Source organism: Cronobacter dublinensis subsp. dublinensis LMG 23823, from assembly GCF_001277235.1.
Classification (GTDB): domain Bacteria; phylum Pseudomonadota; class Gammaproteobacteria; order Enterobacterales; family Enterobacteriaceae; genus Cronobacter; species Cronobacter dublinensis.
The window spans coordinates 3,701,539-3,715,604 of sequence record NZ_CP012266.1 but is presented as its reverse complement, the minus strand read 5'-3'; the positions used below and the strand labels follow the sequence as shown (position 1 = coordinate 3,715,604).

Annotated in this window: 13 protein-coding genes; 4 read left to right on the top strand and 9 right to left on the bottom strand. The window is 58.9% G+C overall.

All coding sequences use genetic code 11. The annotated features are described in order from the left end of the window. Positions 1–63: 63 nt before the first annotated feature. From AFK67_RS17155 to AFK67_RS17145, 3 genes are all read right to left on the bottom strand, one after another. A complete protein-coding gene (locus AFK67_RS17155; protein ID WP_007729600.1) occupies positions 64–378 on the bottom strand; it encodes a putative quinol monooxygenase in 315 nt (104 codons plus the stop codon). A 31-nt stretch (positions 379–409) separates the two neighbouring features. Beyond that, complete coding sequence (locus AFK67_RS17150) at positions 410–991, bottom strand: NAD(P)H-dependent oxidoreductase (protein ID WP_038884482.1); 582 nt, start codon at positions 989–991, stop codon at positions 410–412. A 119-nt stretch (positions 992–1,110) separates the two neighbouring features. Further along, on the bottom strand, positions 1,111–2,355 hold the full coding sequence (locus AFK67_RS17145) for a DUF4365 domain-containing protein (RefSeq protein ID WP_007729603.1): 1,245 nt from the start codon (positions 2,353–2,355) through the stop codon (positions 1,111–1,113). A 219-nt stretch (positions 2,356–2,574) separates the two neighbouring features. Here AFK67_RS17145 and parC point away from each other — a divergent pair, with 219 nt between their 5' ends. From parC to ftsP, 3 genes are all read left to right on the top strand, one after another. After that, a complete protein-coding gene (parC, locus tag AFK67_RS17140) occupies positions 2,575–4,833 on the top strand; it encodes a DNA topoisomerase IV subunit A (protein WP_038884479.1) in 2,259 nt (752 codons plus the stop codon). 248 nt (positions 4,834–5,081) lie between these two features. Then, positions 5,082–5,819 carry a 1-acylglycerol-3-phosphate O-acyltransferase gene (gene plsC, locus AFK67_RS17135; protein ID WP_038884477.1) on the top strand — a complete coding sequence of 246 codons (738 nt, stop codon included), beginning with the start codon at positions 5,082–5,084 and terminating at the stop codon, positions 5,817–5,819. Between the two features lie 49 nt (positions 5,820–5,868). Next, a complete protein-coding gene (ftsP, locus tag AFK67_RS17130; protein ID WP_007729613.1) occupies positions 5,869–7,281 on the top strand; it encodes a cell division protein FtsP in 1,413 nt (470 codons plus the stop codon). Between the two features lie 172 nt (positions 7,282–7,453). On the opposite strand, the gene hemW is transcribed toward ftsP, so the two are convergent. The 5 genes from hemW to AFK67_RS17105 are packed head-to-tail and all read right to left on the bottom strand — an operon-like array spanning position 7,454 to position 10,760. After that, positions 7,454–8,590, bottom strand: a complete 1,137-nt coding sequence (gene hemW / locus AFK67_RS17125; protein WP_007729620.1) for a radical SAM family heme chaperone HemW — start codon at positions 8,588–8,590, stop codon at positions 7,454–7,456. Then, positions 8,583–9,176 (bottom strand): XTP/dITP diphosphatase, encoded by a 594-nt coding sequence (locus AFK67_RS17120; protein ID WP_007729623.1) that lies wholly within the window; start codon positions 9,174–9,176, stop codon positions 8,583–8,585. The genes hemW and AFK67_RS17120 overlap by 8 nt, the downstream gene beginning before the upstream one ends. 13 nt (positions 9,177–9,189) lie before the next feature. Beyond that, positions 9,190–9,480, bottom strand: a complete 291-nt coding sequence (gene yggU / locus AFK67_RS17115) for a DUF167 family protein YggU (protein WP_004385624.1) — start codon at positions 9,478–9,480, stop codon at positions 9,190–9,192. Further along, complete coding sequence (locus AFK67_RS17110; protein ID WP_007729627.1) at positions 9,477–10,031, bottom strand: YggT family protein; 555 nt, start codon at positions 10,029–10,031, stop codon at positions 9,477–9,479. Before AFK67_RS17110 ends, yggU begins: the two co-directional genes overlap by 4 nt. A gap of 15 nt (positions 10,032–10,046) precedes the next feature. Then, positions 10,047–10,760: a YggS family pyridoxal phosphate-dependent enzyme gene (locus AFK67_RS17105; protein WP_032967561.1), complete on the bottom strand. Its 714-nt coding sequence runs from the start codon at positions 10,758–10,760 to the stop codon at positions 10,047–10,049. 15 nt (positions 10,761–10,775) lie between these two features. Here AFK67_RS17105 and AFK67_RS17100 point away from each other — a divergent pair, with 15 nt between their 5' ends. Beyond that, positions 10,776–11,792: a type IV pilus twitching motility protein PilT gene (locus AFK67_RS17100; RefSeq protein WP_007729638.1), complete on the top strand. Its 1,017-nt coding sequence runs from the start codon at positions 10,776–10,778 to the stop codon at positions 11,790–11,792. On the opposite strand, the gene AFK67_RS17095 is transcribed toward AFK67_RS17100, so the two are convergent. After that, positions 11,789–14,047: an FAD-dependent oxidoreductase gene (locus AFK67_RS17095; RefSeq protein ID WP_007729641.1), complete on the bottom strand. Its 2,259-nt coding sequence runs from the start codon at positions 14,045–14,047 to the stop codon at positions 11,789–11,791. The two genes, AFK67_RS17100 and AFK67_RS17095, sit on opposite strands and share 4 nt — an antisense overlap. Positions 14,048–14,066 lie beyond the last annotated feature (19 nt).

Here is a 14,066-nt window from a genome sequence, read left to right as displayed (position 1 = left end):
TCCCCGTGCTAACAAAAAAGGCGATGAATGCTCATCGCCTTTTTTATGCTTTCCGGTGGCGCGTCAGACGCCGCTTTCCAGAATGCGGATGGTGGTATCCAGCACGTCGCCTTTCACCGCGTCACGAAAACCGAGCATATGCGGGGTTTCCAGGTGCGCTTTTAAGTGCTCGGCGCTGGCCCACTGCTCTACCATCACGATGGAATCCGGCGCGCTGGTCTGAAAAGCGAGGCCCGTGGCGCTGTCGACCATCGGGGCGTAACCGTGGCAACCGGCTTCCGCCAGCACCGCAGGAATGATCTTCTTGAACTCATCCAGCACCGCCTGGCGATGGTGCGCGCCAGGACGGGTACGAATTTCTGCTATTACTGTCAGCATGGTTAACTCCTTTTGTAAAACCGCCTGACAGTTAAGCAAAAATTTTCGCCAGATGCTCGCGATATTCTGCAACGTAGCGCGGCACGTCCGGCATTTTAATCACATCATTGGCGATATACGTCGGCAGTGCCGTCAGGCCCAGAAACTCGTTCGCCTTGTGGAACGGCAGGTAGACGCCATCCACGCCGACGCCGTGAAAGAACTGATCTTTCTCGGTGAACGCTTCCATCGGCGCGTTCCAGGTGAGCGACAACATATATTTTTTGCCCTGAATCAGGCCGCCGGAGCCATACTTTTTCGAGGCGTCGGAGCGGGTGCGGCCATCGCTGGCATACAGCGAACCGTGACCCTCGGTGAAAACATCATCGATATACTTTTTCACGGTCCAGGGCGCGCCCATCCACCAGCCTGGCATCTGATAGATAATGACGTCGGCCCAGAGATATTTCTGCACTTCTTCGCTGGCGTCATAGTCGCTGTCGGCGCGGGTGACCTGAACATCATGCCCGACGTCGCGCAGGTAGCTCTCCGCGACCTCAGTCAGGGTGTCGTTGAGCTGGCCTTTGGAGTGAGCGAACTGTTTCGCGCCGTTGATGATAAGTATGTTACTCATTATTTGTCCTCTAATTATCGCGTTTGTCATCAATAGTACCGCATCCAGCGGTGCGGCAATATTGGCAAAACGCGCAAAGACTTTTGCGCTATGAGCAATAATCAGGCGTGCGTGTACCGTTACGCGAGACCCACGTTCCACCAGAACAAATAATCATCATCGGAGTTAACGGAAAATTTCAGATCTTTGAACTCTTTATTGGTACGATCCAGATAATTCAGGAGAGATATCACCAGGGCAGGGACAACCTTGCTATATACCATATCCTTATCTAAATTGTTGACGATATAGCTGCCTGGTATTCTTAAGGCATCCAGGCCATCAAGGCGCTCAAGTTTCTCTACCAATTTATTATGATCGTCACCGGTTAAATACACCCTGAAAGAGAAGTCTTCATGTTGCGTGTGCCAGATTTCAAGGGTGGTATCAGCATTAACAACGGGGCTGGCGAGCTGTCTGGCCCGTAAATCGAAAATGCCCTTAATGATTTGGGCTACCTGAATTTCACCGTGAGTGACAAAGGAATTGTAAATACCCTGGAAAAAAGGCGTTCTGAAAACCAGGTTAATGGCATCGCTTAGAAAGTGGCGTATAACGGTATAACGTTCAATGATTTTTTCTGCATCCAGAATTGCTCTTCTTTCTTTAATCGTCAGCGCATTTTCTGTGTTCTTGAGATTACTTAGCGTCTCAATGGCAGAAAATTCATCCGCAAACGCGATGTCGATGTGCAGAGGCTCCTTGCGGGCAATCGCCAGCATCGCTTCGCCGCATAATACTTCCAGCTCTTGCTGGTCATTTTGGACGTTAAAATCGCTATCCAGCAAAAAGGTAATTACCGTTTCTTTGGCGTGGTACTGGCTATTGGCAATTTTATCGAAATCATTTTTAGCTGCCGACAGCTTATTCGCAGCAGGGAAAAAGAGCTTATAGTTTTTCTCTGTCCTTTCCAGGTTATAGCTGGTGACGAGTTGCCAGTAACAGTTGCCTTGTAGATCGCAAATAATGACGATGACGGGGATCGTATGGTTTAGCCAGTAATTAACAGTGCTGCTCGAAAAGTAGTTGGTCCAACCACTGTCATTCACCGGGTTATCAAAAAAACTAGGGCCGCATTTGATCTGAGCATGGATCTTTTTCCCGGTCGCGTATTTTTTATCGTCTTTCTCAAGCGTTATCTCGATTTCTGCGTCAATGCCGTAATCTCTGTTGTCCATGCGTCGGCAGATATAATTCATGGCGTTAATCTGCTGACTCACAAAGAGCGCGCCGCTTTCGCCCGTTATATGGTTTTCATGAACCGTGGGCAGCTGTGAGCCATCATCGTCGTTAGTTTTAGCAGGCGTTTTTACGGATTTTTTCACGGCGAAGGTCCCTTAATTTTTCAGTTGGCTGGCGGCTATTATCGGGTATGGCGCTGTTTTTAATAGCTGTTGGAATTGGTAGATAACCTAAGCACGATTTACGCAGCATAACGCGCCGCCTGCCGCGGCTCTTCAGTGACTCAGGGTGTGTTATAGGATAGAATTCAGGGTAATTTTGCCGCCGCACAGGCAGGCGCACACGTTGAGGAATCACGAGTAATGAGCGATATGGCAGAGCGTCTTGCGCTGCATGAATTCACTGAAAACGCCTATCTGAACTATTCCATGTACGTCATCATGGACCGCGCGCTGCCGTTTATCGGCGACGGGCTTAAGCCTGTTCAGCGCCGCATCGTCTATGCCATGTCGGAACTGGGACTGAACGCCAGCGCCAAATTCAAAAAATCCGCCCGTACCGTGGGCGACGTGCTGGGTAAATATCACCCGCACGGCGACAGTGCCTGCTATGAAGCGATGGTGCTGATGGCGCAGCCGTTCTCTTACCGTTATCCGCTGGTGGACGGGCAGGGGAACTGGGGCGCGCCGGACGATCCGAAATCCTTCGCGGCGATGCGTTATACCGAATCGCGCCTGTCGAAATATGCCGAAGTGCTGCTGGGCGAACTCGGGCAGGGCACCGTCGATTATGTTCCTAACTTCGACGGCACGCTGAACGAGCCGAAAATGCTGCCGGCGCGTCTGCCGAACATTCTGTTAAACGGCACCACCGGCATCGCGGTGGGCATGGCGACCGACATTCCGCCGCACAACCTGCGCGAAGTCGCTAAAGCCGCCGTGAGCCTGATCGACAGCCCGAAAACCAGCCTCGACGAGCTGCTGGATATCGTGCAGGGCCCGGACTACCCGACCGAAGCCGAAATCATCACCTCGCGCGCTGAGATTCGCAAAATCTACCAGAGCGGCCGCGGCTCGGTGCGTATGCGCGCCGTCTGGAAAAAAGAAGATGGCGCGGTGGTCATCTCCGCGCTGCCGCATCAGGTTTCTGGCGCCCGCGTGCTGGAGCAGATAGCAAACCAGATGCGCGCCAAAAAACTGCCGATGGTCGATGACCTGCGCGATGAATCAGATCACGAAAACCCGACGCGTCTCGTTATCGTGCCGCGCTCCAGTCGCGTGGATATGGATCAGGTGATGAACCACCTGTTCGCCACGACCGATCTGGAAAAAAGCTACCGTATCAACCTCAACATGATTGGGCTGGATGGCCGTCCGGCGGTGAAAAATCTGCTGGAGATCCTCACCGAATGGCTTGCGTTCCGCCGCGATACGGTGCGCCGTCGCCTTAATTATCGTCTGGAGAAAGTGCTCAAGCGGCTGCATATTCTGGAAGGTTTGCTGGTCGCGTTTCTCAATATCGACGAAGTTATCGAGATTATCCGCAGCGAAGATGAGCCGAAGCCGGTGCTGATGAGCCGTTTCGGCATCAGCGAAACCCAGGCCGAAGCGATCCTCGAACTCAAACTGCGCCATCTCGCGAAGCTTGAAGAGATGAAGATCCGCGGCGAACAGAGCGATCTGGAAAAAGAGCGCGATCAGATCCAGGGCATTCTCGCCTCCGAGCGCAAAATGAATACCCTGTTGAAAAAAGAGATCCAGGCGGACGCCGACGCCTATGGCGACGATCGCCGTTCACCGCTGCATGAGCGCGAAGAAGCGAAGGCGATGAACGAGCATGACATGCTGCCGTCCGAGCCGGTCACTATCGTGCTCTCCCAGATGGGCTGGGTACGCAGCGCCAAAGGCCATGACATCGACGCCAAAGCGCTGAGCTATAAAGCGGGCGACAGCTGGCTTTCGTCCGCGAAGGGCAAGAGCAACCAGCCGGTGGTGTTTATCGACTCCACGGGGCGCAGTTACGCGCTCGACCCGGTCTCGCTGCCGTCGGCCCGCGGCCAGGGCGAACCGCTCACCGGTAAGCTGACGCTGCCGCCAGGCGCGGTGGTGGAACATATGCTGATGACCGGCGAGGAGCAAAAGCTGCTGATGGCGTCTGACGCGGGCTACGGATTCGTTTGCACCTTCAACGATCTGGTGGCGCGCAACCGTGCCGGTAAGGCGCTGATTACGCTGCCGGAAAACGCGAACGTGCTGCCGCCGCTCGAAATTGAGCATGACGATGACATGCTGCTCGCCATTACGGCGGCAGGGCGTATGCTGATGTTCCCGGTGGCGGACTTGCCGCAGCTCTCTAAAGGCAAGGGCAACAAAATCATCTCCATTCCTTCCGCTGACGCGGCGAAAGGCGACGATAAGCTCGCTTATCTCACCATCCTGCCGCCGCAGAGCACCGTGACGCTGCACGTTGGCAAACGTAAAATCAAGCTGCGCCCGGAAGAGCTGCAAAAAGTGCATGGCGAACGCGGTCGTCGCGGAACGCTGATGCGCGGCCTGCAACGCATCGACAGGGTCGAAGTGGACGCGCCGTCGCGCCCGAAAGCCGACGACGGCGAGGCGTAATTCTCCCGACTAACGCATCACCGCAATGCTCAACCGCCGCCGCGCTTTCTGTGAACCTTAACAGGAAGCGCGGCGGCCTCGCTTGCGGAATTTTCCCGCCCGCGCCATTGTTTGTTTGCGCGTGACGCATAAAAATAAGTGTTTGAGTCTGCTCAACATGATGAGCCGCCAGGGATACCTGACCGTGAGCGGTGTGTTTTCCGTTAAAGCCGTTATACTGGTCCGCGGCTGCGGCTTCAGAGGTAGTTATGTTATCGATCGTTCGAATGATTATTGTAGTTATCTATAGTCTTCTGGTTTCTGTTCTGGGTTCGATATGGTGTCTGTTCAGTCCGCGTAACCCGCGCCATGTGGCAACGTTCGGCCATATGTTCGGGCGTCTTTCCACCGTGTTCGGTCTGAAGGTTGAGTTACGTAAACCGCAGGACGCGGAAAATTATGGCAATGCGATTTACATCGCCAACCACCAGAACAACTACGACATGGTGACGGCGTCGAAAATCGTGCAGCCGCCGACCGTGACCGTCGGCAAAAAAAGTCTGGCGTGGATCCCGTTCTTCGGCCAGCTCTACTGGCTGACCGGCAACCTGCTTATCGACCGCAACAACCGCAGCAAAGCGCACGGCACTATCGCAGAAGTCGTCGAGCACTTTCGCAAGCGCAAGATTTCCATCTGGATGTTCCCGGAAGGCACCCGCAGCCGTGGCCGCGGTCTGATGCCGTTTAAAACCGGCGCGTTCCATGCCGCTATCGCGGCCGGCGTGCCGATTATTCCGGTCTGCGTCTCCAATACGCATGGTAAAATCAAGCTCAATCGTTGGAACAACGGTCTGGTCATCGTCGAAATGTTACCGCCTGTCGACACCCAGGGTTGGGGAAAAGAACAGGTGCGGGAACTTGCCGCCCACTGCCGCCAGCTGATGGAGGCGAAAATCGCCGAGCTGGATAAAGAAGTGGCCGAGCGCGAAGCCGCCGGCAAGGTCTGAGACTGACGGCCTTGCGCCGTCATTCATTACCCGTTTTCATGGAGCCATTATGTCACTCAGTCGGCGTCAGTTTATTCAGGCATCGGGCGTCGCGCTCTGCGCGGGTGCGGTGCCGCTGAGGGCACATGCCGCGGGCCAGCAGCCAGCGCTGCCGGTGCCGCCGCTTCTGGAGTCGCGCCGCGGCCAACCGCTGTTTCTGACGCTCTCCCGCGCCCACTGGTCTTTCGCGCCGGGCACGCGTGCGCAGGTCTGGGGGTTCAACGGTCGCTATATGGGGCCGACGATCCGCGTCTGGAGCGGCGATGACGTGAAGCTGATTTACAGCAACCGTCTTCAGGAAAGCGTCGCCATGACGGTGAGCGGACTCCAGGTGCCAGGACCGCTGATGGGCGGCGCCCCGCGCATGATGTCGGCTGGGGCCGACTGGGCGCCGGTGCTGCCGGTACGTCAGGCTGCCGCCACGCTCTGGTATCACGCCAACACCCCTAACCGTACCGGCCAGCAGGTCTATAACGGCCTGGCGGGCATGTGGCTGGTGGAAGATGCCATCAGCAAAGCGCTGCCGGTGCCGAATCACTACGGCGTGGACGATTTCCCGATCATTATTCAGGACAAGCGCCTCGACAACTTCGGTACGCCGGAATACAGCGAGCCGGGCAGCGGCGGTTTCGTGGGCGATACGCTGCTGGTGAACGGCGCGCAGAGCCCTTACGTGGAAGTCTCACGCGGCTGGGTGCGTCTACGCCTGCTGAACGCCTCCAACGCGCGCCGCTACCAGCTGCAAATGAGCGACGGGCGTCCGCTGCACGTGATCGCAGGCGATCAGGGCTTTCTGCCTGCGCCGGTCGCGGTAAAACAGCTGGCGCTGGCGCCGGGCGAGCGCCGTGAAGTGCTTATCGACATGACCAACGGCGATGAAGTTTCCATAACCTGCGGCGAAGCGGCGTCGATAATGGACCGTATTCGCGGCATCTTTGAGCCTTCCAGCATTCTTATCTCGACGCTGGTGCTGACGCTACGCCCCACCGGCCTGCTGCCGCTGGTGACGGATACCCTGCCGATGCGCCTGCTGCCGGACGAGATAATCAACGGCGCGCCGGCGCGTAGCCGCGATATTACGCTCAGCGACGATCCGGGCATTAATGGGCAGCTGTGGGATATGAAGCGTACCGACGTGCAGACCCAGCAGGGCGCGTGGGAGCGCTGGACGGTGCGCTCCGATATGCCGCAGTCGTTCCATATGGAAGGCGTGAGTTTTCTTATCCGCAGCGTCAACGGCGCCGCGCCGTTCCCGGAAGATCGCGGCTGGAAGGACACGGTGTGGGTGGATGGCCAGGTGGAATTGCTGGTCTGGTTCAGCCAGCCGTCCTGGGAGCATTTCCCGTTCCTTTATTCCAGCCAGACGCTGGAGATGGCCGATCGCGGTTCGGTCGGGCAGATGGTGGTCAACCCGGCGCCGTAAGGTGCTTAGCATTAAAAAAAGCCGCTGCGAAGCGGCTTTTTTGTGCCTGAACGTCATGGTGGATGCGCTGCGCTTATCCACCCTACAAAACCCTCTCCCGCAGGCCCGAGCGTATTGTCATTCAAACATCGCCCAGGGCGGGTAAGCGCATCGCACCCTGCTTGCTAAGCCGCTACTCGACCAGGAACAGCTCCAGCAGCGAGTTCAGAAACAGCTTGCCGTGCTCGGTTATCTGCCAGCTCTCCGGCGTCTCTACCAGATAATTGCGCGCTATCGCCTCGTCAATCTGCGGGCGGATGGCGGATTCATCAAGCCCCGTGTAGCGGCGAAACTCATCGCGGGGCGCGGGTTCGAGCAGGCGGAAACGGTTCATGAAAAACTCGAACGGCTTATCCTGCGCCTCCACGTCATGCTGCTTATCGAGATAATTGCCGGTCATATAACCGCGCGGATGGCGGGTTTTGGCAGTGCGCAGAATACGCCCGTCCGCGAGCGTCACCTTGCCGTGCGCGCCGCAGCCGATGCCGAGATAATCCCCGAAGCGCCAGTAGTTCAGGTTGTGCTGACACTGGTAACCCGGTTTGGCATAGGCCGATGTCTCATACTGCTGATAGCCTGCGGCGCTTAGCAACTGATGGCCCTGCTCGAAAATATCCCACAGCGCATCGTCGTCCGGCAGCACCGGCGGGCGCGAGCCAAACAGCGTATTTGGTTCGATGGTCAGCTGATACCACGACAGATGCGGCGGATTAAGCGCGATAGCCTGGCGCAGGTCATCCAGCGCCTCTTCCAGCGACTGATCTGGCAGGCCGTGCATCAAATCGAGGTTAAAGCTGCGAAGCCCAAGGCCGCTTGCGAGCCGCGCCGCGCGCTTTGCTTCTTCCGGCCCGTGAATGCGGCCAAGTCGCGTCAGCTTTGGCTCGCTAAAGCTCTGCACGCCGATGGAAATTCGGTTCACACCCGCGCGCTGATACTCTACAAAGCGGTCGGCTTCTACGGTGCCTGGGTTCGCTTCCATGGTGATTTCGGCATCCGCCGCGAGCGTAAGGCGCGCCCGCACGCCGTCCAGCAAGGTTTGCATCGCGGGGCCGGAGAGCAGACTCGGCGTGCCGCCGCCGATGAAAATGGTCTTCACCTCGCGGCCCTGGGCCCAGGCCGCGTCGTTATCCAGATCGCTTAACAGATGCTGGACATAATCGTCGTGCGGCACTTCGCCCTTCAGCGCGTGGGAGTTGAAGTCGCAATAAGGGCACTTCTGCACGCACCAGGGAATGTGGATATAAAGACTTAAGGGTGGCAAATCAGCCATTACGCATTGCTTCCAGTAATAATTTCAGCGCCTGCCCGCGGTGGGAAATCGCGCTTTTCTCTTCGCGCGTCAGCTCGGCGGCGGTTTTGCCCTCGGAAGGGACAAAGAAAATCGGGTCATAGCCAAAGCCGCCCTGGCCTGCCGGAGCGCGTGCGATAACGCCCGGCCAGACGCCGTGAAACACCAGCGGCGTCGGGTCTTCAGCGTGACGTAAATAGACCAGCACACAGTGGAACTGCGCCTGACGCTTATCGTCCGGCACCTCTTTTAACGCCTCCAGCAGCTTTTCCAGGTTCTCCTGATCGCTCGCGTCTGCGCCCGCGTAGCGCGCGGAATAGATACCCGGCGCGCCGCCGAGCGCGTCCACCGCGAGGCCGGAATCATCGGCGATCGCCGCAAGTCCGGTGACCTGAGCGGCATGGCGCGCTTTCAGGATCGCGTTTTCGATAAACGTCAGGCCGGTTTCGTCGGCGGAGTCGACGCCAAGCTCGGTCTGTGCGACGATATCCAGCCCAAATTCCCGCAGCAATGAGGCGAGTTCACGCACTTTACCGGCATTGCCGGTCGCGAGGACAACTTTCTGCATAGCTCAATCCTGTTTAATCGGTGACAGCCGCAACTTCCGTTGGGATCTGTTGAGGTTCGATGATTTTGACTTGCTTGTGACGGCCCAGTTCGCCTTTTTCAATCACCACCTGGCTTTTAGCCACACGGAACTGTTTCGCGAGATATTTCACCAGATGGGCATTCGCCTGGCCGTCAACCGGCGGGGCGGTAATGGCGACTTTCAGTTCGTCGCCATGTAACCCGATAATGCTGTCGCGGCTGGCTTTGGGCTGGATATACAGCCGCAACACCAGCCCGTCGACGGTTTTGCTGACAGCGCTCACAGCAGATTCCAGAGCCCCGGGAAGAGATCCATGCCGACATAGTTCAGCAAATAAAGCGCAAGGATCACGCCCATCGCGGAAAAGTCGATGCCGCCCATGGCCGGAAGAATGCGGCGGATCGGCGCCATCAGCGGCTCGGTAAGCTGGATCAGCACGAATTCAATCGGACTGCGGCCCTGACTTACCCAGCTCATCAGCGAGCGGATGATAATCACCCAGAAAACCAGCAGCCCGGCGGATTTCAGCAGCGACAATAGGCCCACCACCAGGTTAAACGGATCGAGCGACAACCCGCCCGACTGAATTAACAGCAGCAGCGGGAATTTCAGTGTCGAGAGAATAAACGCCACCAGCAGCGAGGAGGTATCGATCGGCCCCATCGACGGAATTATGCGGCGCAGCGGGCCGATAATCGGCTGGGTAAATTTCACCACCGTCTGGGCGAGCGGGTTGTAAAAATCGCAGCGCGACCACTGCATCCAGATGCGCAGCAGCAGCACCATTACATACAGTTCGATCAGGGTTTTGACCAGGAAAGTCAACGTCAGCATGGCGTTCCTCAGAAGTTATTGTTGAGCGGCGCGGGCATAATCGCGCGCGCCGAAAATCGCGGTACCAATACGCACCATCGTGCTGCCTGCGGCGATGGCGGCTTCCATATCATCGCTCATGCCGAGCGACAGCGTGTCTACCGTCGGGTAGCGGGCCTTCAGCGTCGCGAAGGCTGCCGCCATCTCGCTTGCGACGGCAAACTGGCGCGCATACTCTTTTTCCGGCGCCGGAATGGCCATCAGCCCGCGCAGACGCAGACGCGGCAGAGCGGCCACTGCCGCCGCCAGCGCGTCCAGCTCGCTTAACGCGATGCCGGATTTGCTCTGTTCATCGCTGATATTAACCTGAATCAGCACATTAAGCGGCGCCATCGCATCCGGGCGCTGCTCGTTCAGCCGGGTGGCGATACGCAGCCGGTCGACCGTATGGCACCAGTCGAAATGCTCCGCCACCAGACGGCTTTTGTTGGACTGCAACGGACCGATAAAGTGCCACGTCAGTCCCTCCACGCCCGCCTCGCGGAAATGCTGGATCTTGTCCACTCCCTCCTGCACATAGTTTTCGCCGAATGCGCGCTGCCCGGCGTCGATAGCTTCTGCTATCGCGCTCGCAGGTTTTGTTTTACTCACTGCAAGCAGCGTAACTTCTTCTGGAGCCCGGCCGCAGCGTTGTGCCGCCGCTGAGATCTTTTGCCGAACCTGCGTTAAGTTGCGTTCTGTCTCACTCATGGTTAGGGAAGCTATATGGAAATGGATGAATTAGTGGCGCTTAGTGTAAAGCATAACGTTTCGGATCTACACCTGTGTAGCGAGCTGCCCGCCCGCTGGCGCAGGCAGGGGCGGCTGGAGCTGCTCAACCACCCGGTGCCGAAGCCGGAAAATCTGCTGGCGCGCTGGCTCGACGACGCCCATCAGCGCGAGCTTTCCGAGCGCGGGCAGACGGATTTCGCCGTCAGTCTTGCAGGCGGCGTGCGCCTTCGCGGTAACGCGTTTCGCCAGATGCAGGGCGTGTCGCTGGTCCTGCGCCTGCTGCCACGCGGCTGTCCGCGGCTTGAGGCGCTCGGCGTACCGGCGGTGGTGCCAGGGCTGCTTTCGATGCCGGACGGGCTGCTGCTCGTTACCGGCGCGACCGGTAGCGGTAAATCCACCACGCTTGCGGCGATGGTCGGCTATCTGAACAACACGCTCGACGGGCATATCCTGACGCTCGAAGATCCGGTCGAGTTTTGCCATCAACCCGCGCGCTGTCTCATTCAGCAGCGTGAAATCGGCACCCACTGCCAGAGCTTCAGCGACGGGCTGCGCGGCGCGCTACGTGAAGATCCGGATGTCATCCTGCTGGGCGAACTGCGCGACAGCGACACTATCCGGCTGGCGCTGACGGCGGCGGAGACCGGCCATCTGGTACTGGCGACGCTGCATACGCGCGGCGCGGCACAGGCCGTTGAGCGGCTGGTGGATGTCTTTGCGGCGGATGAACAGAACAAAGTGCGCAGCCAACTCGCGGGCAGCCTGAAAGCCGTGCTGGCGCAAAAGCTGGTGGCGGACGCGCAGGGCGGGAGAACGGCGCTTCATGAACTGCTTATCAACACGCCTGCGGTAGCTAACCTTATCCGCGAGGCGAAAACGCACCAGCTGCCAGGCCTGATGGAAACCGGCCAGCAGCATGGCATGCAGACGTTCGCACAAAGTGTCGCGATGCGCCTTAACGAAGGCAGGCTGGCGCTGCAGAAAGAGGCCAGCGCCGCACACTGGTGCTAACGCACGTGAAGCGCGTAGAGCGCGGGCAGGGCGCCTGCGGTGCTGAGGATCTCAAGCCGGATAACGCGTGCCGCGCCGGGCGTGTCGAGGCGGTGCTCGCACACCGAGTGGCGGTTATCGGTGACCTCCGCCAGCAGCGCGTCGTCAGCCCACAGCCGGTAATGCGTGATGCAGTGGGGCGTCACCGCGCAGTCATGGCCCATCTGCACCGTCTCCATCGCGTTGTCGAAGTCGTTATCGAATATCAGCGTCAGCGCCTGGAACGTCTGCGGCTGCGGCCACTGCCACTCCACCGTCGGGCGCGGATCGCTCACCGCGGGCACCCAGGCGTTGGTCTGCTGTTCCGGTCGCAGGCGGCCATTGAGCAGGTTTTCCGGCGGGTAGCAGCGCAGCGGGGCATCGAGGCGCAGCGCGGGCATGATCTGGTGCGGACGGCGACGCGGCAGCCAGAAATCGAACTCGTCCACGCCGTAGTCGCCATCGGCGACCTGACGCGAACGTTTGGCGACGCGGGCGTTAACGCTGTTGAACACCATCATGACGCCCGGCAGCTGCTGCGCGCTGAGCGCCATGTCGATGGCGTCGTTACGCTCGAAAACGACAAACACGTAGCTGTCCGCTTCGGCGGTATGGCGCAGAGTAATGGGGTAGGGCGCTTCGCCGCGCACCTCCAGCTCGCAGCTATCCAGTACGCGCTCCGGCGTATAGTTGCCGGTTTTGTGGCTGGTGAGCAGCTGAACGCGCAGACGCTGCGGCGTTTCAGCGCGGAACGTAAAATGCATCACAGGCAGCGACTGCCCGGCCCGCAGCGGCAGCAGCAGCGCGGTACGGGCCGAAAGCGACGCCCATTCGCCGTTCGCCGCCAGTTCGGTAAGGTGATATTCGCTGCTGACGCGAAGCGTTGCGCCGCGTGCCGGGTCATGCAGCCGCTGGCGCGGAATATAACAGCCTGTCGCCTGCAAATGCTGTTGCAGCTCGCCGATGCGCTCGCGCGCGGCCAGCTGACGCGGCGTGAGCGCCTGACGATGGCAAATCGCCGCCGCGCGGCCCACCACTTCGCCGAGCAGCCCGCAGGTACACATCACGCGGGCGCTGCCGAACGCGACATGCGAGGCGGAGATAAGCCGCCCGGTCAGGAAGAGATTATCGAGCGAGCGGCTGTAGAGGCTGCGCCAGGGAATGGTGTAGGTGCCTTTGCTGTGAAACTGGCGGCAGCCGTCGTGGGTACTGTAAACGCCGTCCGCCGGGTGCAAATCAATAGACCAGCCGCCATAGGCCACGGCGTCGTAGTGGTCGCGCTGTTCGATAATATCCTGCTGGCAGAGCAGATAATCACCCATAAACCGGCGGCTTTCGCGCTTGCCGGGGATGGTGCCAACCCACTCGATAGTCAGGTTATCGGCATCCGGGAACAGGCCGGAGTTTTTAATATGATCCCAGACGCCCCAGACGATTTTCCACAGCTCCCATTTGATCTCCTCGCTTTGATGCACGGTGTCGAGGCGGCCCCCCCATTCGAGCCACCAGAGATCGCAGCCATTGAGCGTGGAGGTGAGGCGCTGGTAGCGCGGGATATCGGTTATCTCTTTCAGCGCAAACGACGGCGGTACGAAGCGCACCGGGCCGCGGGTCTGTTTGGTGTAGAAATAAATCGAGTGGCCGAGCTTATGCCCGAAACTGTCGCCCGGTGCCATTTTTTCGCCAAGCTCTTCGGGTTCTTCCGCGCCGACGCGAAACTCGGCGCCGGCGAGGTAGCCGAGCACGCCGTCGCCGGTGGCGTCGCAAAACTGGCTGGCGCTGAGGGTATAAAATGTCTCGTTGATGGCGTTAAAGCCGCGCACGCGCTGGATGCGCTGGTCGCTGCTTTCGACTTCAAAAATCGCCGTATTGAGCAGCAGTGTCAGGCCGGGCTGGGAACGGGCCAGATCCAGCAGCACCAGATCAAACATCACCGGATTGCCCTCTTTGTTGCGCCAGAGGTTTTCTTCCAGGATCTCGCCCATAATGCCGCCTTCGCGCGCCCAGCGGTTGTTATTGCCCATGTGCGAGGTCGCGCCGTTGGCCCACAGCCGCACTTCGCTGGAAGCATTGCCGCCGAGCACCGGTCTGTCCTGCACAAGGATCACCTGCAATCCATCGCGGGCGGCCGCCAGCGCGGCGCACAAACCGGCGAGCCCGCCGCCTGCCACCAGCAGATCGGCATGGAGATGTTCCTGCGGAAACGTCCGGTCGGCGCTGCGGGGAAAGATGTTCATAAACTTGTATCCTTCTTAA

Bases quoted from the DNA above. Each gene is read 5' to 3' on its own strand.
- hemW (WP_007729620.1), bottom strand. From the start codon at position 8,590: ATGGCTGATTTGCCACCCTTAAGTCTTTATATCCACATTCCCTGGTGC.
- AFK67_RS17100 (WP_007729638.1), top strand. From the start codon at position 10,776: ATGGAAATGGATGAATTAGTGGCGCTTAGTGTAAAGCATAACGTTTCG.
- plsC (WP_038884477.1), top strand. From the start codon at position 5,082: ATGTTATCGATCGTTCGAATGATTATTGTAGTTATCTATAGTCTTCTG.
- AFK67_RS17150 (WP_038884482.1), bottom strand. From the start codon at position 991: ATGAGTAACATACTTATCATCAACGGCGCGAAACAGTTCGCTCACTCC.
- AFK67_RS17110 (WP_007729627.1), bottom strand. From the start codon at position 10,031: ATGCTGACGTTGACTTTCCTGGTCAAAACCCTGATCGAACTGTATGTA.
- AFK67_RS17105 (WP_032967561.1), bottom strand. From the start codon at position 10,760: ATGAGTGAGACAGAACGCAACTTAACGCAGGTTCGGCAAAAGATCTCA.
- AFK67_RS17095 (WP_007729641.1), bottom strand. From the start codon at position 14,047: ATGAACATCTTTCCCCGCAGCGCCGACCGGACGTTTCCGCAGGAACAT.
- AFK67_RS17155 (WP_007729600.1), bottom strand. From the start codon at position 378: ATGCTGACAGTAATAGCAGAAATTCGTACCCGTCCTGGCGCGCACCAT.
- parC (WP_038884479.1), top strand. From the start codon at position 2,575: ATGAGCGATATGGCAGAGCGTCTTGCGCTGCATGAATTCACTGAAAAC.
- AFK67_RS17120 (WP_007729623.1), bottom strand. From the start codon at position 9,176: ATGCAGAAAGTTGTCCTCGCGACCGGCAATGCCGGTAAAGTGCGTGAA.
- ftsP (WP_007729613.1), top strand. From the start codon at position 5,869: ATGTCACTCAGTCGGCGTCAGTTTATTCAGGCATCGGGCGTCGCGCTC.